General features: G+C 65.9%; 13 protein-coding genes and 4 riboswitches. Of the genes, 4 read left to right on the top strand and 9 right to left on the bottom strand.

Annotated features, from left to right (window positions below; translation table 11 throughout):
• Nucleotides 1-2: 2 nt before the first annotated feature.
• The 7 genes from JQ639_RS06615 to JQ639_RS06585 form a co-directional block, all read right to left on the bottom strand.
• Nucleotides 3-1,517 carry a M81 family metallopeptidase gene (locus JQ639_RS06615; RefSeq protein ID WP_211970391.1) on the bottom strand — a complete coding sequence of 505 codons (1,515 nt, stop codon included), beginning with the start codon at nucleotides 1,515-1,517 and terminating at the stop codon, nucleotides 3-5.
• A 48-nt stretch (nucleotides 1,518-1,565) separates the two neighbouring features.
• Nucleotides 1,566-3,212: an ABC transporter ATP-binding protein gene (locus JQ639_RS06610; protein ID WP_211970390.1), complete on the bottom strand. Its 1,647-nt coding sequence runs from the start codon at nucleotides 3,210-3,212 to the stop codon at nucleotides 1,566-1,568.
• On the bottom strand, nucleotides 3,209-4,093 hold the full coding sequence (locus tag JQ639_RS06605) for an ABC transporter permease (RefSeq protein WP_211970389.1): 885 nt from the start codon (nucleotides 4,091-4,093) through the stop codon (nucleotides 3,209-3,211). Before JQ639_RS06605 ends, JQ639_RS06610 begins: the two co-directional genes overlap by 4 nt.
• The gene (locus tag JQ639_RS06600) at nucleotides 4,093-5,034 is read right to left on the bottom strand and encodes an ABC transporter permease (RefSeq protein WP_211970388.1); all 942 of its coding nucleotides are present in this window, start codon (nucleotides 5,032-5,034) and stop codon (nucleotides 4,093-4,095) included. The genes JQ639_RS06605 and JQ639_RS06600 overlap by 1 nt, the downstream gene beginning before the upstream one ends.
• Nucleotides 5,035-5,093: 59 nt before the next feature.
• Nucleotides 5,094-6,509 carry a D-amino acid dehydrogenase gene (locus JQ639_RS06595; RefSeq protein ID WP_211970387.1) on the bottom strand — a complete coding sequence of 472 codons (1,416 nt, stop codon included), beginning with the start codon at nucleotides 6,507-6,509 and terminating at the stop codon, nucleotides 5,094-5,096.
• A gap of 64 nt (nucleotides 6,510-6,573) precedes the next feature.
• Nucleotides 6,574-6,679: riboswitch (glycine riboswitch) on the bottom strand.
• Between the two features lies 1 nt (nucleotide 6,680).
• A riboswitch (glycine riboswitch) is annotated at nucleotides 6,681-6,784 on the bottom strand.
• Nucleotides 6,785-6,962: 178 nt separating this feature from the next.
• Complete coding sequence (locus JQ639_RS06590) at nucleotides 6,963-8,588, bottom strand: ABC transporter substrate-binding protein (protein ID WP_211970386.1); 1,626 nt, start codon at nucleotides 8,586-8,588, stop codon at nucleotides 6,963-6,965.
• A gap of 190 nt (nucleotides 8,589-8,778) precedes the next feature.
• A riboswitch (glycine riboswitch) is annotated at nucleotides 8,779-8,871 on the bottom strand.
• A gap of 3 nt (nucleotides 8,872-8,874) precedes the next feature.
• Nucleotides 8,875-8,976: riboswitch (glycine riboswitch) on the bottom strand.
• Nucleotides 8,977-9,061: 85 nt separating this feature from the next.
• Complete coding sequence (locus JQ639_RS06585; RefSeq protein WP_211970447.1) at nucleotides 9,062-10,192, bottom strand: M20/M25/M40 family metallo-hydrolase; 1,131 nt, start codon at nucleotides 10,190-10,192, stop codon at nucleotides 9,062-9,064.
• Between the two features lie 409 nt (nucleotides 10,193-10,601).
• On the opposite strand from JQ639_RS06585, the gene JQ639_RS06580 reads away from it, so the two are divergent.
• Nucleotides 10,602-12,170: an ABC transporter substrate-binding protein gene (locus tag JQ639_RS06580; protein WP_249123693.1), complete on the top strand. Its 1,569-nt coding sequence runs from the start codon at nucleotides 10,602-10,604 to the stop codon at nucleotides 12,168-12,170.
• A gap of 92 nt (nucleotides 12,171-12,262) precedes the next feature.
• Here the strand turns inward: JQ639_RS06580 and JQ639_RS06575 are convergent, their stop codons facing one another.
• Both JQ639_RS06575 and JQ639_RS06570 read right to left on the bottom strand, forming a co-directional pair.
• Nucleotides 12,263-13,696 (bottom strand): amidase, encoded by a 1,434-nt coding sequence (locus JQ639_RS06575; RefSeq protein ID WP_211970384.1) that lies wholly within the window; start codon nucleotides 13,694-13,696, stop codon nucleotides 12,263-12,265.
• A gap of 106 nt (nucleotides 13,697-13,802) precedes the next feature.
• Entirely contained in the window at nucleotides 13,803-14,921 is a 1,119-nt protein-coding gene (locus JQ639_RS06570) for a zinc-binding metallopeptidase family protein (RefSeq protein ID WP_211970446.1), read from the bottom strand.
• Nucleotides 14,922-15,176: 255 nt separating this feature from the next.
• On the opposite strand from JQ639_RS06570, the gene JQ639_RS06565 reads away from it, so the two are divergent.
• The 3 genes from JQ639_RS06565 to JQ639_RS06555 are packed head-to-tail and all read left to right on the top strand — an operon-like array spanning nucleotide 15,177 to nucleotide 21,899.
• Nucleotides 15,177-18,485, top strand: coding sequence for a transglutaminase family protein (locus tag JQ639_RS06565; RefSeq protein WP_211970383.1), 3,309 nt, complete (start codon nucleotides 15,177-15,179; stop codon nucleotides 18,483-18,485).
• Between the two features lie 19 nt (nucleotides 18,486-18,504).
• Nucleotides 18,505-21,012 carry a circularly permuted type 2 ATP-grasp protein gene (locus JQ639_RS06560; RefSeq protein WP_211970382.1) on the top strand — a complete coding sequence of 836 codons (2,508 nt, stop codon included), beginning with the start codon at nucleotides 18,505-18,507 and terminating at the stop codon, nucleotides 21,010-21,012.
• Nucleotides 21,009-21,899: a transglutaminase family protein gene (locus JQ639_RS06555; protein ID WP_211970381.1), complete on the top strand. Its 891-nt coding sequence runs from the start codon at nucleotides 21,009-21,011 to the stop codon at nucleotides 21,897-21,899. Before JQ639_RS06560 ends, JQ639_RS06555 begins: the two co-directional genes overlap by 4 nt.
• Nucleotides 21,900-21,903: the final 4 nt, after the last annotated feature.

Raw genomic sequence — 21,903 nt, 5'->3', positions numbered from 1 at the left:
TGTTATTGCGGCCGGCCGGCGAAGGCCGGGCCGTTGGGCTTGATGCGCACGCCGGGACGCAGGCGCGTCCAGGGCAGTGCGGCGGTGTCGGCGGGCATCGCGCCCGGCGCGGCACAAATCAGGATGGTCTCGGCAATTGGCTCGAAGTCGGCACGGAAATGCACCGAGCTCTTGTTGACCAGGATCGCCTGCTCGGTCGGCTCGATGCCGACGAAGCGGAACATGGCCTGGTCGGCAAGTTGGGCCTTGCGTGAGCCGACGACGATACGGACGCCGCCGATGCGCAGGCATGCCGACGGACCGAGATTCATCTGGCTGCCGCCGAAATAAGGACCGGGGGCGAGGAAGCGGCCGTCGGACAGTTGCTCGACCACGAAGGTTTCGATCAGCGGTGCGTCCCCGGGAATGCCGGACTTGCCGCCGAGGGCGAGGGTCACGCTCTGCCCGACGCCAGCCGCGTGGGCCGCCTGCGCGGCCTCGGGGTCGACGATGACACCGATCGCGGCCTTGTCCGCGCCATTGCGCAGCAGCGCGCGCAGCATGCCGGTTGTGTCGGAATCGCCGCCGGCGCCGGGGTTGTCCTGGGTATCGGCGATGACGATCGGCTTGCGCGCGCTAGCGGCGAGCGCCATGGCGTGCGTCACGCCCTCGTCAGGCGAGTAGATGCGCCCGTCGAAGGCATCCTCCTGCCCCTCGATCATGCCGACGACCGCATCCGCCGCGCGGTCGGCATCGGCCTGGGTCACGCCATAGGCGACGACCGCGGCGCCGCAATCCGGAAAATCCGCGGCGGGAAAGCCCGGTGCGAACGACAGCGTCGGCACAGCCTTGCTTTCGAGTTTGGCGAGATCGGCGTAGATCGTTTTGCACGGCTCGTCGTTGGTGCACTGCCAGCTGATCGGGATCAGGAATGGCAACTGCCGGAAGGCCTTGGCAAAGCGGCGCGGCGTGTCCAGCAGCAGCGCGAGATGGCGGGCGGCGGCGCGGCCGGTGTCGGCCATGTCGACATGGGGATAGGTGCGGTAGGCGACGAGCGCGTCGGCGTGCGCGACCATCGCCGGCGTGATGTTGGCGTGCAGGTCGAGGCTGACCACCAGCGGCACGTCCGGACCGATGACCTTGCGCACACGCGCCAGCAGTTCACCTTCGCCATCGTCGAGATGCTCGGTGACCATGGCGCCGTGCAGGTCGAGGTAGACGCCATCGAGGGGTCCGGCGTTGGCGATGCCGTCGATGATCACGGCGGCGATGCGCTCGTAGGCGTCTTCACGGACGTGGGCCGATGGGCTTGCCGCGCACCAGATGGTGGGTACGAGATCCCAGCCGCTCTGTTCGGCGCTGTCGATGAAGCCGGCAAGGCCGACATTGATACCGCGAATGCGGGTGATCACATCGGCGCCGGTTTCCATCGGCGGCCAGCCGCCGCCATGCACAAAGCCGTCATAGGCGGCCTTGGTCGGAGCGAAGGTGTTGGTCTCGTGGAGAAAGCCGGCGATGGCGATACGATGGGAGGACATTCAGGAACCTGGCGCGTTGGCTGCGTCTTCTGACGTTGGGGGAGGAAGCTACTGGACGGACACCGGACGGAAGTTGGCGAAATCCCAGTTGCGGCCCGGTGCGGCCTCCAGCAACTGGCGGGTGTAGGTCTGCTGCGGATGGGTGAGGATTTCACCAGCTGCGCCCTGTTCGACGATGAGGCCATGCTGCATCACGATGACGTCGTCGCAGATCTGCGCAGCGACGCGCAGGTCGTGGGTGATGAACAACAGCGCGATGCCGAGCCGCGCCTGGATCTCGTCGAGCAGCTTGAGCACCTGGTCCTGGACGGAGACGTCGAGGGCGGAGACCGCTTCGTCCGCCACCAGCACGTCGGGGTCCATCGCGAGCGCGCGGGCGATCGCGATACGCTGACGCTGACCGCCGGAGAACTGGTGGGGATAGCGCGCGATGGCGTCGGTCGGCAGGTCGACCAGTCGCAACAGTTCACGCGCCCGTGCGAGCGCTTCCTTGTGCGTTGTGCCGTAGTTGACCGGTCCCTCGGCGATGGTTTCGCCGACCGTAAGCCGCGGGTTGAGCGAGCGGTAGGGATCCTGGAAGATCATCTGGATGCGCTTGCGATGCGGCTGGAGCAATCGCCGCGACAGGAACGAGATTTCGCGGCCGACAAGGCGAATGCCGCCGGAGGTCGGGTCGATCAGGCGCACGATGCAACGCGCAACCGTCGACTTGCCGGAGCCGCTCTCGCCGACGATGCCGAGCGTGCGGCCCTTCTGCAGCGTCAGCGACACGTCCCTGGCCGCCGCGACCTCGCGCGTGCCACCGAACAGCGAACGCTCGCGGTAGACCTTGCCGAGCTCGGTGGTCTCCAGCACGATCGGGGCATCGGTCGACGCGCGTGGCGGCCGCGGAACGAGGCTCGGGACGGTGGCGAGCAGGTTGCGGGTATAGTCCTGGGCCGGATTGCTGAGCACCTGGCGCAGTGGGCCCTGCTCGACGAGGCGGCCGCGCCGCATCACCACGACCTCGTCGGCGATCTCGGCGACGACGCCCATGTCATGGGTAATGAACAGCACGGCGGTGCCGTGGTCCTTCTGGAGGTCGCGGATCAGGGTGAGGATCTGCTTCTGCGTGGTGACGTCGAGCGCCGTGGTCGGCTCGTCGGCGATCAGCAGCTTGGGTTCGAGGATCAGCGCCATCGCGATCATGATGCGTTGGCGCTGGCCGCCTGACAGGCGATGAGGGTAGGAGTTGAAGATGCGCTCGACGTCCGGCAGGCGCACCTGTTCCATCATCGCGAGGATGCGCTGGCGGCGGGCGCGGGCATCGAGAGGCGTATGGGTGCGCAGCACCTCGTCGATCTGGCGGCCGACGGGGACGACCGGGTTGAGCGCCGTCATCGGCTCCTGGAAGATCATCGCCATGGTGGTGGCACGCAACTGGCGCAGGCGGCGGTCCGAGGCGCTGCGGATGTCCTCGCCGGCAAGGCTGATGCTGCCGCCGGTGATGGCGAGGGATTTTTTCGGCAGCAATCCCATGACCGCGAGCGACGTCACCGACTTGCCGGATCCGCTTTCGCCGACCACGCTCAGGGTCTTGCCGGCACGCGCCTGCAGCGAGATGTCGTCGATGATGCCTTCGCTGCCGTGCCGTGCGCGCAGCCCGACGACAAGATTGCGGATGTCGAGAACGACGTTGTCAGCCTGCGCGGTCATCGTCCGCCCTCCCGCTGTTTCATGCGCGGATCGAGCGCGTCGCGCGTCGCATCGCCGATCAGGTTGATCGACAGGATGGTGATCGAAAGCAGCAGGCCAGGCCAGAAGATCAGCGACGGCTTGATCTGGAATACGGCGCGGCCTTCGGCCATGATGTTGCCCCAGGTCGGTGTTTCCGGGCTGATGCCGGCGCCGAGGAACGACAGGATCGCTTCGGTGAGGATCGCCGAGGCGCAGATGTAGGTGCCCTGGACGATCAGCGGCGCGATGGTATTGGGCATCAGATGCCGCCACAGGATCTTCGGCAGACTGGAGCCGATAGCGATCGCCGCTTCCACGTAGGGCTCTTCGCGCGCGGTCAGCACCACCGAGCGCACCAGCCGGACGACACGAGGGACCTCGGGAATGACGATCGCGATCAGCACCGTTTTGAGGCTGGCGCCCGACAGCGAGATCACCGCGATGGCAAGCAGGATGCCGGGGATCGCCATCAGGCCATCCATGACACGCATCACCACCGCATCGATCCAGCGAAAGAAGCCGGAGACGAGGCCGATGGCGAGGCCGATCACCACGCTGACGGCGGCCGCGCCGATGCCGATGAGCAGCGAGATGCGGCCGCCGTAGAGGATGCGGGACAACAGGTCGCGGCCGTAGGCGTCGGTGCCGAGCGGAAATTCGGCGCTCGGCGGCTTGAGCCGCAGGGCTGGCGCGAGCTGCAGCGGATCATGTGGCGCGAGCCAAGGCGCGAACAGCGCGGAAGCCACCACCAGCGCGAGGCAGATCGTGGCGAGGGTGACGATCGGGCCCGAGGCGAGGAATTTGAGCCGCGAGCCGGCCGGAGCCCTGAGGGCGGAGTCCATGAAGGGTTCGACGCTCATCAGTAGCGGATCCGCGGATCGAGGAAGGTATAGGCGACGTCGATGAGGAGATTGATCCCCACATACAGCGCACTGGTGAGGAGGATCACGCCCTGGATCACCGGATAGTCGCGGGCGAGCACCGCATCGACCGTCAACCGTCCGATGCCCGGCAGGTTGAAGACGCTTTCGGTGACGACCACGCCGGAAATCAGCAGGCCGAAGCCGGTGCCGATCACGGTGATGACCGGGACGGCGGCATTGCGCAGCGCGTGCCTGATCAGCACATGGCGTTCGGCGATGCCCTTGGCGCGGGCGGTGCGGACAAAGTCCTCGCCGAGCACGTCGAGCATCGAGGCGCGGGTCATGCGGGCGATCAGCGCGACATAGATGAAGGAGAGAGCGAGTGTCGGCAGCAGCGCACGCTCGAAGAACGGCACCACCCCTTTTGTAATGCTGCGAAAGCCCTGCACTGGCAGCCAGCGCAGGTCGATCGCGAAGACCTGCACAAGCACGTAACCGATGACAAACACCGGCACCGAGAAGCCGAGCACCGACAGCCCCATGACGCAGCGGTCGATCCAGGTGCCTTGCTTCCACGCGGCGATAACGCCGAGGGGAACGGCCACCACGACCGCGACCACCATGGTGGTGAGCGCGATGCTGATGGTCGGCTCAAGGCGCTGGCCGATCATGGTCAGCACCGGTACGTTGGAGATCAGCGACACGCCGAGGTCGCCGTGCAGGATCTTGCCGAGCCAGGTGACGAACTGCGTCACCAGTGGCTCGTTGAGCCCGAGAGACGTGCGGATGCGCTCGAGCTGTTCAGGGGTGGCCGTGTCGCCGGCGATGATCGCGGCCGGATCGCCTGGCGTCAGCCGCAGCAGCAGGAACACGAAAAGTGCAACGACCCCCATCACCGGGATGGAGGCGAGTACGCGCCGGATCAGGTACCCCGCCATGTGCTATCTCCCGTGATCCCAAGATTTGGGTTTTTCCTCGGGGTGGTGACGCGTGGTGTTCATGCTCGGCGCTCGCTTCGCTCTTCGGCGGTCGTGACTGGCGTGGACAGAGGCTTGTCCGCGCCGGCGGGTAAATTGTGTGCCAAGCCCGGCAGGGGGGCAAGGGCTGGAGCCCACGGCTCGGAGGCCGTGGACAACTTCGCCCCGGACCGCGCGGCGAACGGCGTCTGGCGGCGGCCTGCCGGCCGCCACGCATCGATCGCAAGGGCCGTCGCCTCGGCGGTGGCTGCGGACAATGTCCACCCGAGATGGCCGTGGCCGGTGTTGTAGAACACGCCGGCGCGGGTTCCGCCGCGCACCACCGGCATCATGTCCGGCATCATCGGGCGCAGGCCGGCCCAGGGCGTCACCCGCGCGGTTTCTACGGCCGGGAAATTGCGCTCGACCCAGTCGGTGAGAGGGCGGATGCGATCGGCGCGGATATCGCGGTTGAAGCCGTTGAACTCCGCGGTGCCGGCGACACGGAAGCGGTCGGCGCCGAGCCGGCTGGTGACGATCTTGGCAGTTTCGTCGAGCAGGCTGACATACGGCGCGGCACTGCGGCTCGGGGCGTCGTCGAGATGCACCGTGATCGAGTAGCCCTTGACCGGATAGACGTTGATGCGATCGCCGAGCTGGGCGGCGATGTGTCGGCTGCCGACGCCGGCACAGACCACGATGCCGTCGACGCGCAACTGCTGCGGCATGGTGGCGCCATCCGCCATGGACCCGCGCCAGTTGATGTCGAAGGCGCTGCCATCGGTCGAGATCGCCTCGACCTCTGCCTGGTGGATGAAGCGGGCGCCATGGCGGATGCATGCCTTCGCAAGGCCGCGGGTGAATTTGTGGATGTCGCCGGTAGAATCCGACGGCGTGTAGAAGCCGCCATGGTAGCTGCGCTGCAGGGCCGGCTCGATGCTGCGGATTTCGTCCGGTGTCACTGCACGGCGGTCGAGGCCGCCCTCGGTGAGCAGCGCGTTGACGCGCAGGCCGGCCTCGAAGTTGGCCTTGTCGTGATAGATGTGCAGGATGCCGCGTTTCTCGAGGTCGAAGGCGATATTCTCCTGCTCGGCCATCGCGAACAGATGCTGTCGCGCCGCGATGGCGAGGCGCGCGGTGGTGATGGTGTTGTCGCGGTAGTTCGTGGTGGCGCGGGCGAATTCCGCCAGCCACGAATACTTGTGCCAGCTCGGTGATGGATTCATCAGCAACGGCGCGTCGTTCCGAAACATCCAGCGCAGGCCCTTGAGCATGGTCGCGGCGCTGTTCCAGACCTCGGCGTTGCTGGCCGACAGCTGGCCGCCATTGGCAAACGAAGTGTCCATGGCGGCATAGCGATGACGGTCGATCACCGTCACGTCGTGCCCACGCTTCAAGAGGGCATAGGCCGTCGTCACGCCGGTGATGCCGGCGCCGATTACTGCAAGATGTGGCATGATAAGTCTTCAGGCTCCTGTGACTTGAGTCGCGTTGTCACCGGCCAAAACCGGTGCATGCGCCCCATCTGTCACGGTACCTGAGAGCTTCATCCATCCGCGCCGAGGCGCAAGACGGATATCCCCTTCGGTGGATGCCATCGGTCGTGATGGCATCTCTCTCCAGATTGTCCTGACGTCACGGTCCTTCGGCCTGAGAGTTTCCGGGGCGGTTGCTCCGTCGGCGCCGAAACGAATGCTTGCGCACTCGCGTCGATCTCTCCCGCAACATCATATGGACGCCCAAACCCTAGGATGGGCCTTCAGATTGGGCAAGGCTAAATTTCGATCCACACTGCCGTTGCGTTGTGCAATGCGGTGCCTGCAGTGAAGATGCTGTTACGCCGACGAAAAAGCGGGATGAGATTGCTCTCATCCCGCCATGGCGGCGTGTGGTCGGTGATGACTGCGTCTTCAGTCGGCAATCTTGTCGATATTCCAGAATACCGGCGTTGCCGGACCATCGAGCACGCCGGTCAGGTCGTTGCGCCACACGCTGGGCACCGAGAACTGTCCCAGCGGAATGTAGGTGACCTGGTCGAAGTTGCGCTGCTGAATCGCTGTGGCGATGGCCTTCTGTTCGTCGAGAGTCGTGGCGCGAACGAACGCGTCGCGCAGTTCTTCCATCTTCGGGTCATCAGGCCAGCCGAACCAGCCACCGCTTCTGCCTTTGCCGTTCAGCGTGACATGGGCAATGGGATTGAGGATGTCGGCGCCCACCCAGTTGGTGAAGAACAGATTCCAGCCGCCGTCTTTCGGCGGCTTCTGGCTCGCGCGCAACGTCACCACGGTCTGCCAGTCAGTGGCGACGACGTTGACCTTGAAGCCTGCCGCGCGGAGCAACTGCGCGGCGACGATCGGCTGAGCTTTCAGGGCATAGACGTCGCCAGGCGCCAGCAACACCACCGGCGTGCCGTCGTAGCCGGATTCGGCAAGCAGCTTCCTGGCCGCCTCCATGCCGTTGCCCCTGACCAGTGTCTCCGATCCGACCTGTGTCGCCAGCGGCGTATCGCAACCGAAGATCGCGCCGCAGATTTTGTAGTACTTCGGGTTGCCGATCAGTGCGTCGAGCACATCCTTCTGGTTGAGCGCCAGCAGTGCGGCGCGGCGCACCTTGATGTTGTCGAACGGCGGATAGAGGAAATTCATCCGGCCGAGTGTCTGGTATCCGAGACTGTTGAGAATGCGCAGCTTCAGGTCCTTGTCTGCTTCGAGCACGGGCAGAATGTCGGCCTGCGGCGCCTCGATGAAGTCGATGTCGCCGGATTGCAGCGCGTTGGTCGCGGTCTGTGGATCGGGCATGGTGATCCATTCGACGCGGTCGACCTTGACCACCTTGCCGCCAGCGAGCCAACTCGGCGGTTCGGAGCGTGGCACGTAGTCCTTGTTCTTCTCGTAAACCGCGCGCACCCCTGGCTGGAAGTCGGCCTGCACGAATTTGAACGGGCCGGAGCCGATCTGCTCGGGAATCGCTTTGTCCGGTGGTGTTTCGGCGAGCCGTTTCGGCATCATGAAGGGGACGGCGGAGGAGGGCTTGGCGATGGCGTCGAGGACGAGGCCGTACGGTTCCCGCAATTTCAGCGTGATGGTTCTGGCATCGGTCGCCTCGATGCTGGCGGTGAACTCCATCAGCTTCTGGCCCATGCCGTCGCGGGCGCCCCAGCGTTTGAGCGAGGCGACGCAGTCTTCTGCCGTCACCGGCGTGCCGTCGTGCCATTTCAGACCGTCGCGCAGGGTGAAGGTATAGATCAGCTTGTCGTCGGACACCTTCCAGTCGGCCATTTGCGGGCGGATCCTGAAGTCGGCGTCGATCGCCAGCAACGTGTCGTAGACCATGTAGCCATGGTCACGGGTGATGTAGGCCGTGGTGATGATGGGATCGATGACGCGCAGGTCGGAGTGCATCACCGCCCGAATGGTCTTGGCCTGTGCCACGATCGGCGAGGCCAGTATCGGCAGGGCCAACGCGGTCGTCAGCAGCAGCTTTCGTCCGACGCCGATGGCAGCGGACGACAGTCCCTTTCGCAACAAGAACGACATCACATCTCCTCTGATGGTTTGACGCGGTGCAGGCGTGATCCGGGTCATGACGGAGGATGTGGCGAACGCGCGCGGGCAGGCGATGCGCCGGCAGGGCCGGCGCCGTGAGCGCGTGACAGTGCATGGTGATGTCAGAGCTCCCCGTGCGTTGGAGTCGCCAATCCACCGGCGGACCCGGTGCAAGCGCCCCATCTGTCACGGTACCTGAGAGCTTGATCCGCCCGCATTCTGCGACGGATATCCCCTTCGGTGGACGCCGTCGGTGCGGCGCCTCTCTCCAGATCGTCCTGACGACACGGTCCTGGTGCCTGAGAGTTTCCGGGGCGGTTGCTCCGTCGGCGCCGAAGCGAATGCAGGCATTCGCGTCGGTCTCTCCCGCATCGTCATATCGGACGATCAAAGGTTAGGGATGGCCCTGCTGGTGAACAAGGCCAAATTTCGATCAGCGAATGCCCGCGCGTTGTGCGTTCGTGTCAGTCGAGTGTCGCGAGCAGCCCCGCCATCAAACGGCCGCGCGTGACCAGGCTGTCGATCTCGATGTGCTCTTCCAGCGTGTGGGCGCCGTCGCCACACACGCCGAGGCCATCGAGCGTCGCGATGCCCATCGCGCCGGTGAAGTTGCCGTCGGAGCCACCGCCGACACTGCCATGGGTGAGATCGAGACCGAGCGTGCGGCCGATCCCGCGTGCGGTCTCGAACAGCGCCAGGGTCTTTTCGTTCGGCTCCCACACCGGCCGCGTGACGCCGCGCGTCACCGTGAAGGTGACGTCGCTCGCCGTGCCGGACAGCGCCAGCATGCGCTCGACGCCGCGGTCGAGATCGGCCTGACGCTTGGCCATGCTCAGCGCTTCGCCGGTGCATAGCGACGGCACGCAGTTCACCCACTGTCCGCCATGGACGATGCCGACGCTGAACGTGCAGTCGTCGGATGTCATGCCGTCGATCTCGATGACCTTGCGCGCCATCTCGCGGATCGCCGAGCGGCCCGCGGCGAGGGTGGCGCCGGCATGGCTGGGGCGGCCCTTCGCTTCGAGATTGAAGCGCGCGATGGCGTAGCGGCCGGACACGACGCCGTTCTTTCCGCGCCCCGGCTCGGGGACCAGGACATATTTGCTGCGCGCCGCCTCGGCCTCGATCAGGTCGCGGGTCGATGGCGTGCCGACCTCCTCGTCGGGCGTGAACAGGAAGGTGACGGGAAGGGGCGTTGCGATCGCGGCCCGCTGCAACTGGCGGATCGCTTCCAGCGACAGGTAGTTGCCGCCCTTCATGTCGAAGATGCCCGGGCCGTAGCACTTGTTGCCGTCACGGCGCCACGGCAATTTGGCGAGGGTGCCGACGGGGTGCACGGTATCGAGGTGGCCGGCGATCAGAATGCCGGGAGTGTCGCGCCGCGGATGCGGGAAGCGGGCACGCACGCAGCCGCCGAAGCCGTTGCGGCCCGCGATGCGTTCGATCTCGGCGCCAGCCACCGCAAGGTCGCGGGCCGCAAGGTCGAGCATGCGGTTGACGGCTGCCGCGTCCCAGGTCGGACTCTCGCATTCCACCCAGGGGCGCAGGCCCTGCAACATGGTGTCGGCGTCGAACGGAAGCTGGGCCGGATTGATCACGTGCGTGTCTCTCTCTGTCCTGGTCTTGTTGCTGGTGGCTCGCGCACGGCCGTCGCATCGCGCGCCGGCGCGGCGGGCGGGATGATGCAGGCCCGGGATGGAGGCCGCAAGCCGGCATTCCGATTTTCTTGCGTGCTGCGCCGCATGGTCCCGAACGGGCGCATGTTGTCGCACGGCCTCGGTGTCACGGTCACGAAATCGCGATTGACGCCTTCCGTGGTTGGTGCAAGTCTTCAAGCTTAAAATATCATGTCGTCATGACGCTCAGCATCATGACCGGGCGCGCCCAGCGTCCTGCCGTCGTGTCCGCAGCGTCACCCAGGAAATCCATCGGGGACGAGAACAATTCTGGAGGGATGGTATGTCTGTCGTCTTGCGTGAACGAACCTCGCTGGCCAAAATCGCGATGCGAGGCCTGCTCGCCTCTGCCGTCATGTTCGGACTTTCGACGGCTGCGCAAGCCGCGGGCAAGACCATCACTGCGGTGATGCACTCCGACCTGCGGGTGATCGATCCGATCATCACCACCGCCTATATCTCGCGCGATCACGGCTACATGGTCTACGACACGCTGCTGGCGGTCGATTCCAATTTCAAGGTCCAGCCGCAGATGGCGGACTGGAAGGTGTCCGACGACAAGCTGACCTATACCTTCACGCTGCGCGACGGTCTGAAGTGGCACGACGGCAAGCCGGTGACGGCGGAAGATTGCGTCGCCTCGCTCAGGCGCTGGGGTGCGCGCGACAGCATGGGGCAGAAGCTGCTCGATTTCACCGCCAGCCTCGAAGCCACCGATGCCAGGACCATCACGCTGAAGCTGAAGGAGCCCTACGGCCTCGTGCTGGACTCGATCGCCAAGCCGTCGTCGGTCGTCCCCTTCATGATGCCGAAGCGGATCGCGGATACGCCGCCGGACAAGCCGATCCCGGAACAGATCGGTTCGGGCCCGTTCAAGTTCGTGCAGGCCGAGTTCCAGCCGGGCGTCAAGGCGGTCTACGAGAAGAACAAGGACTATGTTCCCCGCTCGGAGCCGCCGAGCTGGACGTCGGGCGGCAAGGTGGTGAAGGTCGACCGCGTCGAATGGGTGACGATGCCGGACGCGCAGACCGCGGTGAACGCGCTGCAGTCGGGTGACATCGACTTCATCGAGTTTCCGCCGAGCGACCTGCTGCCGGTCCTCGAAGCCAACAAGGACCTCAAGGTCGAGAACCTCAACAAGTTCGGTTTCCAGACGCTCGGCCGGATGAATTTCCTCTATCCGCCGTTCGACAATCCCAAGGTGCGCCGCGCCGCCTTCCTGGCGGTCAAGCAGAAGGACGTGCTGGATGCGCTGGTCGGCAGCTCGAAGTATTATCAGATCTGCGGCTCATTCTTCGGCTGCGGCACGCCGTTGAGCACCGATGTCGGCTCGGAGACGCTGACCAAGGGCAACGGCCTTGCCGAGGCCAAGAAGCTGCTGGCTGAGTCCGGCTATGACGGCACGCCGGTGGTGATCATGGCGCCGGGCGACGTGGTTACCCTTAAGCCGCAGCCGATCGTCGTTGCCCAGCAGTTGCGTGACGCCGGCTTCAAGGTCGATGTCGTCGCGACCGACTGGCAGACGGTGGTGACGCGTCGCGCCAGCCAGAAGTCGCCGAAGGAGGGCGGCTGGAACATGTTCTTCACCAACTGGGTGGTGGCGGACATTCTCGATCCGGTCGTGAACTCGAGCCTCAACAGCCGCGGCAAGAACGGTGGCTGGTTCGGTTGGGCCGACGATCCGAAGATGGAGCAGTTGCGCGATGCGTTCGCCCGGGCAACCACTGCCGAGGAGCGCAAGAAGATCGCGACCGAGGTGCAGGAGCGTGGTTTTGACCAGGTCACCTACATTCCGCTCGGCCAGTTCCTGGCACCGGCGGTGTGGCGCAAGGAGCTGACCGGCGTGCTCGACGGCCCGGCCACTCCGGTGTTCTGGAATATCGACAAGTCGGAGTAGCCACGGCGCGCCGATCCCTGCCCTGAAACGAACGCGGGACGAGAGTGATCTCGTCCCGCGTTGTCGTTTGGGATAGGGCCGCAGTGGTTTCGTCAGGCGGCGCGGGCGACCGCCCGCGGGTCGATCGGCGTGATGCTGCGCAGGCCGAGCAGGTCCTCGATCACCTTGGCGCCGGCGAGCAGCTGCGCTTCGCCGCGCGGCGCGCCGATCACCTGCAAGCCGACCGGCAGGCCGCTCGCCGTGAAGCCGCAGGGCATCGACAGCGCCGGACAGCACGACAGCGTGATGGCATAGACGATGGCGAGCCACTCGACATAGTTGTCGAATATTTTTCCGGCACATTCGGTGAGATAGCGCTGCTCGACGGGGAAGGCCGGCACGATGGTGGCTGGCGCCAGCAGCAGGTCGTAGGTCTGAAAGAAGGCGTGTGCGCGTGCCGCGAGCTGGACGCGCTGGCCCTCGGCCTTCTCGATCTGCTCGACCGTGAGCTGCAGGCCCTTCTCGATGTTCCAGATCACCTCCGGCTTGAGCAGGTTGCGGTGTTCGCGCAACAGCTTGGCCTTGCTGACGGCAAAATCGAACGCCCGCAGTGTCTGAAAGCAGTCGTGCGCCTCGCGCAGATCCGGATGGGCTTCTTCGACGATGACGCCGATATCGGCGAGCTTCTGGGCGGCTTTTCGGGTGAGGGCGGCCACTTCCGGGTCCACCGGTGTAATGCCGAGGTCGGGCGAATAGGCGATCTTGCGCGGCCGGCGGCCGGAGCGTGCGGCGTCGAGAAACGGTGTCGGCAGCCGCGGCAGCGACAGAGGGTCGGTGGGCTCCTCGCCGCTCATCGCGTCGAGCAGCAGTGCGACGTCCTCGATATTGCGGGCCATCGGCCCCTGCACGCCGAGGGTTTCGTCGATCTTCGGTCCCGGCGTGTGGGCGACGCGGCCGAAGCTCGGGCGCAGGCCGACCACGCCGCAGAAGCTCGCGGGGTTGCGCAGCGAGCCGCCCATGTCGGAGCCATGCGCCACCCAGGCGGTGCCGGAGGCGAGTGCGGCTGCGGCACCGCCGGACGAGCCGGCCGCCGAGCGCGTGAGATCCCAGGGGTTGCGTGTCGCGCCGAACACCTCGTTGAAGGTGTTGGCGCCTGCGCCGAATTCGGGAGTGTTGGACTTGGCGTAGACCACGCCGCCGGCGGCCTCGAGATGGGCGACCAGTACGTTCGACCAGGCCGGAACGTTGTCACGGAAGATCGGCGAGCCGTAGGTCGTGAGCACGCCTTCGACCTCGGTCAGATCTTTGATGGGAACGGGTAGTCCGGCGAGCAGGCCGCGGGCTTCGGCAGGCTTGCCGGAGAGTGCACTTGCTTTTGCACGAGCGCGATCAAAGCACAGTGTCGGCAGCGCGTTGACGTTATCGTCGACCTCGGCGATGCGGGCCTCCAGGGCGTCTAGCAGATCGAGACTGGTGATGTCGTTGCGACGCAGGCGATCGACGATGTCGCAGGCCGTCGCCTGCAAAAGCTCATGATGTGTCCCCACCGGGCATCCTTCTTGTCGAGATTGATCTCGGCCGGATGCTAGCAACGTTTTCAGGCTTGAGAACCGTCAAAATTGCATGTGGCGCCGGGTTGCGCCGGCGGTTCATTCAACCTGAGGCGGTCGCGGGAGCGGGCCCGGTGTCGACAGTGATTGCAGCGGCCGGCTTTTCGCGGACGAGGTCGTGGATGAATGCAAGCTTGCCGATCACCTCCGGCGAGAGAACGAAGGGATAGAGGTCGGGCTGGCCCATGCAGCGGTTGATGTTGTTCATGGCGAAAGACACCGGCAGCCAGCCGTCGACGATGGTCTGGAAGGACGCGATCTTGTAAGGATTGAAGTCGATCGTTGCTTCAAGTTGGCCGCTGTCGTCGATGCGCGGCTCGACACGCAGGTTGAACGCGCGCGCCATCTCCATGGTGTCGATGATGTGCAGATAGTGCGCCCAGGTTTCGGCGAAGTCCTCCCAGGGATGGGCGCTGGCGTAGGCGCTGACGAAATGGGCCTGCCAATCTGCCGGTGGCCCCCCGTTGTAGTAGATCTGCAAAGCCTCAGGGTAGCTCTGCGTCTCGTCGCCAAACAGCGAGCGAAAGGCATTCTGGTCGTCACGATCGCGCACCAGACGATCCCAGAAATAGTGGCCGGTCTCGTGGCGGAAATGGCCGAGCAGGGTGCGGTACGGCTCGCCCATCAGCGAGCGGCGGCGCTCGCGCTCGACGTCGTCGGCCTCGGCGATCGCGAGGGTAATCAACCCGCTGTCGTGGCCGGTCATGACGCGGGCGTTGGGATCGAGCGGAGAGTCGGCGAGGAAATTGAACAGCAGGCCTTCGGGGTTTTCGGCTCGCGTCTGCAACGGCAATTGCAGGCGCAGCAACGTGTAGAACAACCGGTGCTTGGCGGATTCGATGCGTTGCCAGTTGATGGCGTTTTGCGGCTGTGACAAATCGGGAATGATGCCGTTGTGCCGGCAGGCGAGGCAGAACGTATCTGCGGCGGCCGCATCGATCAGCCAGTTGCAGACGCCGTAGGTGGCGTTGCTGCAGAACCGGTAGCGTGTCTCCGAGGGTGGAGCAGTCCGCCAGATTCCCGCAGCATCGTCGCCTTCCGCTTCGAGGGCCAGCATACGGTTCTGTGACGGCTCATAGCCGAGCAGGTGACCGCAGCTTTCGCAGCGCGTCGCTTCGAAATAGAGGAGCTGCGCGCAGACCGCACACTTGAACAGTCTCATGATTCCGGCGGTCCTCTCTTGCGCAGGCGGCCCGACCGCCGCAGCCCGTAACAATGAGGGAAGGGCGCGTCCGGTTCCACCCCTTCCGTGCGGTTGCTGCGAATGGCGGCGTCGGCTGACGGCTTTCTGGGCAACGTGCTGCAAAGGCCGGCAAATTCAATGAACTGGCCGGTATTGTCATGCTGGTGGCATTGACAGTGGCGAAGCGGCGCTCAACTCTGGCGGGTGACGCTCATAACGCGGGACCCTTCGATCGTGTCCATCCTCGTCTCGCTGCATCACCTGACGCGCTATCGCTACGATCGCCCGATTTCGCTTGGTCCGCAGGTGGTGCGGTTGCGTCCGGCGCCTCACAGTCGCACCCGGATCAAAAGCTACTCGCTCAAGATCACGCCCTCCGAGCATTTCATCAACTGGCAGCAGGACCCGCACGGCAACTGGTTTGCCCGTCTGGTCTTCCCCGAGAAGGCCGAGGAATTCGCGGTTCAGGTCGACCTCACCGCGGATATGTCGGTGATCAATCCGTTCGACTTTTTCGTCGAGCCGTTCGCCGAGCGCTTTCCGTTCGACTATCCGGAGGAACTGGTCGGCGAACTGGCGGCTTACCGCACGCCGGAGCCCGCAGGGCCGCGCCTCGCGGCGCTGCTCGCAAGCCAGCCGAAGGCTGACGTCGCTACGGTCGATATGCTGGTCGAGCTCAATGCACGGCTGCAGCGCGATATCCGCTATGTCATCCGCATGGAACCCGGTGTTCAGGAGCCCGAGGAGACGTTGACGCAAGGCTCGGGCTCGTGCCGGGATTCGGCGTGGCTGCTGGTGCAGATCGCGCGTCATCTCGGCCTCGCGGCGCGCTTCGTGTCCGGCTATCTGATTCAGCTTCGCGCCGACGTCGATCCGCTCGATGGCCCAAAGGGCACGGATCACGACTTCTGCGACCTGCATGCCTGGGCGGAGATTTACATTCCCGGCGCGGGCTGGATCGGCTTCGATGCCACCTCCGGCCTGTTGTGCGGCGAGGGGCATATCCCGCTGTTCGCGGCGCCGCATTACCGCGCGGCAGCGCCGATCTCCGGCATGACCGAGCCCGCGGAAACCGCGTTCGGCTTCGAGATGAATGTCACGCGCGTGCACGAGGCGCCGCGTGTGACATGGCCCTTTTCCGACGAGGCCTGGGCGAAGCTCGATACGCTGGGCGAGGCGGTCGACCACGATCTGCAGCAGCAGGACGTTCGCCTCACCATGGGCGGCGAGCCGACATTCGTTGCAGTCGACGACTTTCAGGCCGCCGAGTGGAATACGGCTGCCGTCGGTCCGACCAAGCGACAGTTCGCCGACGATCTGGCGCGGCGGCTGCGGGCGCGTTTCGCGCCGAACGGCCTCCTGCACTACGGGCAGGGCAAATGGTATCCCGGCGAGAGCCTGCCGCGCTGGGCGTTCGCGCTGTACTGGCGCAAGGACGGCGTGCCGATCTGGAGCGATCCGGCGCTCGTCGCCGACGAGCGCGGACCGCGCGCGGCGACGGCTGAACAGGCCGCCGAGGTCGCGGCGTCGATCGCCAGTCATCTCGGCATCACGCCCGATCATCTGCTGCCGGCCTATGAGGATCCGGCGCACTGGCTGCTGAAGGAGGGCGACCTGCCGGTCAATGTCGATGCGCTCGATCCGCGCATCGAGGATGCGGAAGCGCGGGCGCGCATGGTGCGGGCCTTCGAACGCGGCCTGACAAAGCCGGCCGGCTATGTGTTGCCGGTGCAGGCTTGGAATGCTGAAGCGCGCGACTGGCGCTGGCGCAGCGAGCGCTGGCAGTTGCGCCGCGGCCGGCTGTTTCTGGTGCCAGGGGATTCTCCGCTCGGACTTCGCTTGCCGCTCGACAGTCTGCCGTGGGTCGCCGCCGCGGACTTCCCCTACATCCATCCGCAGGACCCGACACAACAATTGCCGCCGCTGCCGACTCCTGCGGAACTGGCGAAGCTGCAGACCCAGATGCCACCGCGTTCGCACAGCGACTTCCGTGCGCCGCCACCGACGGGGAATGCCGACATCGGCGCTGTGGTCCGCACCGCGCTGTCGGTCGAGCCGCGCAACGGGATCCTGTGCGTGTTCATGCCGCCCGTGGAGCGACTGGAGGACTATCTGGCGCTGGTCGCGGTGGTCGAGCGCACCGCGCGGGAGGCCGGCTGTCCCGTGCACATCGAAGGCTATCCGCCGCCCGTCGATCCGCGCCTCAACGTCATCAAGGTCACGCCGGATCCGGGCGTGATCGAGGTCAACGTCCATCCCGCGGAGAGCTGGCGCGAGGCCGTCATCACCACGACGGGCATCTATGAGGATGCGCGGCAGGGCCGGCTTGGCACCGACAAGTACATGATCGACGGCCGCCATGTCGGCACCGGTGGCGGCAACCATGTGGTGCTCGGCGGCGCGACGCCGCAGGATTCGCCGTTCCTGCGCCGCCCCGATCTGCTGCGCAGCCTCCTGATCTACTGGCAGCGCCATCCCTCGCTGTCCTATCTCTTCGCTGGCCTGTTTGTCGGCCCGACCAGCCAGGCGCCGCGCATCGACGAGGCCCGTCAGGACACCCTGTATGAACTCGAGATCGCGCTGGCGCAGGTACCCGATCCCGGCACGGGGCAGATTCCGCTGTGGCTGGTCGATCGCCTGTTTCGCAACCTGTTGACCGATGTTACCGGCAATACCCATCGCGCCGAGATCTGCATCGACAAGCTCTACTCGCCGGATGGTCCGACGGGGCGGCTCGGCCTGATTGAATTCCGTTCGTTCGAGATGCCCCCGGACGCGCGCATGAGCCTTGCGCAGCAGCTGTTGCTGCGCGCGCTGGTCGCCTGGTTCTGGCGAACGCCGCAGCAGGGCGGCCTCGTGCGCTGGGGCACGGCGCTGCACGACCGTTTCATGCTGCCGCATTTCGTGTGGGCCGATTTCCAGGATGTGCTCGCCGATCTGCGTGGCGCCGGCTACGCCTTCGATCCGGCATGGTTCGAGGCGCTGAGTGAATTCCGCTTTCCGTTCTATGGTGCCGTCAGCTATGGCGGCGTGACGCTCGAACTGCGCCAGGCGCTCGAGCCGTGGCATGTGCTGGGCGAGGAGGGCGTCAGCGGCGGCACGGCGCGCTTCGTCGATTCTTCGGTCGAGCGGCTGCAGGTCAAGGCGAGCGGTTTCGTGCCCGGCCGTCACATCGTGAGCTGCAATGGCCGCCGCCTGCCCATGACCTCGACAGGGGTGTCCGGCGAGGCGGTAGCCGGCGTGCGGTTCAAGGCCTGGCAACCGCCTGCGGGGCTGCACCCGACCATCCCGGTGCATGCGCCGCTGACTTTCGATTTGATCGACGGCTGGAACAGGCGCTCGCTCGGCGGTTGTGTCTACCACGTGGCGCACCCGGGTGGCCGCAACTATGAGACATTTCCCGTCAATTCCTACGAGGCCCAGGCGCGGCGGCTGGCGCGGTTCCAGGATCACGGCCATACTGGCGGCCCCGTCGAATCTCCGCCGCAGGAGCCGAGCGGGGAGTTTCCGCTGACGCTGGACCTCCGGCGGCGCGTCGATTAAGTGAGCGTGGACCAGAACGATGAATCCCGCTGCGGGGAGCAAGACGACCGCCGCCTCCTTCGAGGAGGACTGGGCCGCGTCGTACGCGGACTATGCGCCGCTGCCCGGCATCCCCGACGAGTTCATCGGCGCGGACGGCCGGCCGAAGCCGCATTGGCGCGAACTGCTCGATCATCTTTCCGCCAATGACCGTGAGCGCTCGCTGGCGGTCGCGCGGCGGCATATCCGCGATCTCGGCATTTCCTATCGTGTCGGTGGCGAGACTCAGGAGCGAATCTGGCCGGTGAGCAGCCTGCCGCTGCTGATCGAGGAGAGCGACTGGCAGGCCATCTCGGCGGGCATCGTGCAGCGCGCGGAAATGTTCGAGGCGCTGCTCGCCGATGTCTACGGGCCGGCACGGATGGTGGCCGATGGCGTGCTGCCGGCTGCGGTGGTGGCGGGCAGCAAGGAATATCTGCGGCCGCTCTCCGGCGTCAAACCGCCGGGGGGGCGCTGGCTGCATCTCTACGCCGCCGACATCGGCCGCGGCCCCGATGGCCGCTGGTGGGTGCTGAACGATCGTGCGCAGGCGCCGTCGGGGGCCGGCTATGCGCTGGAGAATCGTCTCGCCATCTCGCGGGCCTACCACACCACCTATGCGGGCATGAACGTGCAGCGGCTCGCGCCGTTCTTCCGCGCCTTTCGCGGCGGCCTTGCCGCCAAGACCGACCGCGCCGATCCGCGCATCTGTCTGATGACGCCGGGGCCGTACAGCCAGACCTATTCGGAACAGTCATATCTTGCGCGCTATCTCGGCTTTCTCCTGGTCGAGGGCGACGATCTGGTGGTGCATGACGGCAAGGTGCATGTTCGCACCATCGCCGGGCTGAAGCGTGCCGACGTGCTGTGGCGGCGGGTGGATGCCGATTACATCGATCCGCTCGAACTCAATGGCGCATCGCGGCTCGGCGTGCCGCAACTGATCTCGGCGATCCGCAGCGGCAGTGTCGTCGTCGCCAACATGCCGGGCGCGGGCTTTATCGAGTCGCGGGCGCTGCTGAGCTTCATGCCGCGGATCGCGCAGCATCTCACCGGCGCCGACCTCGCGCTGCCGAACATCGCCACCTGGTGGTGCGGCCAGCCGCAGGCGCGCGAGCGCGTGCTCGACAGTCTCGACACGCTGTCGATCGCCGGAGCGTTCGACGATCGCGTGCCCGGCTTCGCCGAACGCAACCTGCTCGGGCCCGAGCTGGCGCCGGATGTGGCTGCCCGCGTCAAGGCGGCGATCACGGCACGCGGGCTCGACTATGTCGGCCAGGAACTGGTGCGGCTGTCGACCGCGCCGGTGTTCCAGGACGGCCGGCTGGTGCCGCGGCCATTCGTGCTGCGGGTGTTCGCCGCAGCGACGCCGGACGGCTGGCAGGTCATGCCCGGCGGCTTCTGCCTGATCTCGGACAATGCCGATGCCCGTGCCGTCAGCATGGGCGATGGCGTGCAGTCCGCCGACGTCTGGGTGCTGTCGCAGAAACCCGTGCCGGTCGAAACGCTGCTGCCGTCGACGGAGAACGTCAATATCCGCCGGATTCTCGGCAACCTGCCGAGCCGCGCCGCCGACAACCTGTTCTGGTTCGGCCGTTACCTCGAGCGTGCCGAAGCGACGTTGCGCATCGTCCGCAGCCTTTGTGCCAAAAGCGTCGACATCGATCTGGCGTCAGGCGTTGCCGCGGATTCGCTGCAGCGTCTCGCCGGACTTCTGCTCGCATGGGGGGCGGTGCCAGCCGAGCAGGGCGCGCAGCGTACACTGACGACCATCGCCACGGCGCTCGGCTCGGAAACGCAGTATGGTTCGGTGCTGTCCAGCGTTCGGATGGCGTACGGCGCAGCATCTGTGATCCGCGAGCGGCTGTCGGTCGACAGCTGGAAGCTGCTTGGCGTGCTGGAGACGCAACTGCAACTCAAGGCGACTGATATCGCGACCGAGGCGGAGGCCTACGAGGCGGCCGACCGTGCGCTGGTGACGCTGGCGGCGATTTCCGGTCTCGCGCAGGAGAACATCAACCGCGTGGCCGGCTGGCGTTTCCTCGACATCGGCCGCCGCGTCGAGCGTGCCATCAACACCTGTCGCATGGTGCGCGCGTTTGCCGGCGACAGTGCCAGCGCGGACGACCTCGATATCCTTCTCGATCTGATCGATTCCCAGATTACCTATCGCTCGCGCTATCTGATCGGCGTGGCGCTGGCACCCGTGCGCGACATGGCGTTGCTCGATCCCTACAATCCGCGCTCGGTCAGCTTCCAGATCGGTCAGCTTCGCGATCATATCGATACCTTGCCGACGCTGAACGACGACGGGATTCCGGAAGAGCCCAAGCGTTTCATCGATCTGTTCGCCGGCGAGATCGCCAGCGCCGCGGCCGACGACATCGAGCCGTCGTCGGTGCTGGCGTTCGAGCAGACCCTGATGCGGTTCGCCGACGCCATCGCGTCGCGCTACTTCCTGCAGCGGCCGGAGGGCCTCAAAGTGAAAAGCACGAGCGGTCTGGCGTGATCTACGATATCCGGCATGTCACGAAGTATTCCTACGAGGTGCAGGTCTCCTCAGCCAAGCTCGCGTTGCGGCTGACGCCGGCCGATGGCGGCGGCCAGCGCCTGATCCGGCACGAGCTGAAAGTCCGTCCCCAGCCGCGTCAGCTGATCAGGGAGCGCGACTTCTTCGGCAATGACGTCACGGTGGCGCTGATCGACACCAGCCTGAGCGATCTCGAAGTCGAGGCGATCGCCCGTGTCGAGGTCGCGCGGCCGGTCGGGTTGCTCGCCGGCGCGAGCCCGGACTGGCGCAGCGTCGCGGCGGCGGCGATCGCCGACACGACGCTCACCGCGACGTCTCCGGTGCACTATCTGTTTCCGAGCCCCCGGATCACGTTGCCGCGCGAGATCGCCGACTATGCCGCCCTCAGCTTTCCGTCCGGCATGCCGGTGGTGGATGGCGCGCGTGATCTCGCTCGCCGTATCCGCAAGGAATTCGCCTACCGGCCGAACTCCACGCAGGTGTCGACGCCGCTCGACCAGGCGTTCGCGCAGCGTCGTGGCGTATGCCAGGACTTCGCCCATATCATGATCTCAGGGTTGCGCGGCCTCGGTCTGCCGGCGGCCTATGTCAGCGGCTACATCCGCACCATTCCGCCGCCGGGCGCCAAGCGCCTCGAGGGGGCCGATGCCTCCCACGCCTGGGTCACGGTGTGGTGCGGTCATGACGTCGGCTGGTTCGGCATCGATCCGACCAATGCCATCGATGTCGGCAACGATCACGTGGTGCTGGCGACGGGGCGGGACTTCTCCGATGTGTCGCCGATCTATGGTGTGTTTCTGGGGTCCGGCGCGCAGGAGCTGGACGTCGGCGTCGACGTCATTCCGGTGGAGAGCGCAGCGGCGTGAGGCC

Source organism: Bradyrhizobium sp. U87765 SZCCT0048 (assembly GCF_018131225.1).
GTDB lineage: Bacteria > Pseudomonadota > Alphaproteobacteria > Rhizobiales > Xanthobacteraceae > Bradyrhizobium_A.
Note: the sequence above shows the minus strand (reverse complement) of the source record. Positions and strands in the feature narration are given on the sequence as shown.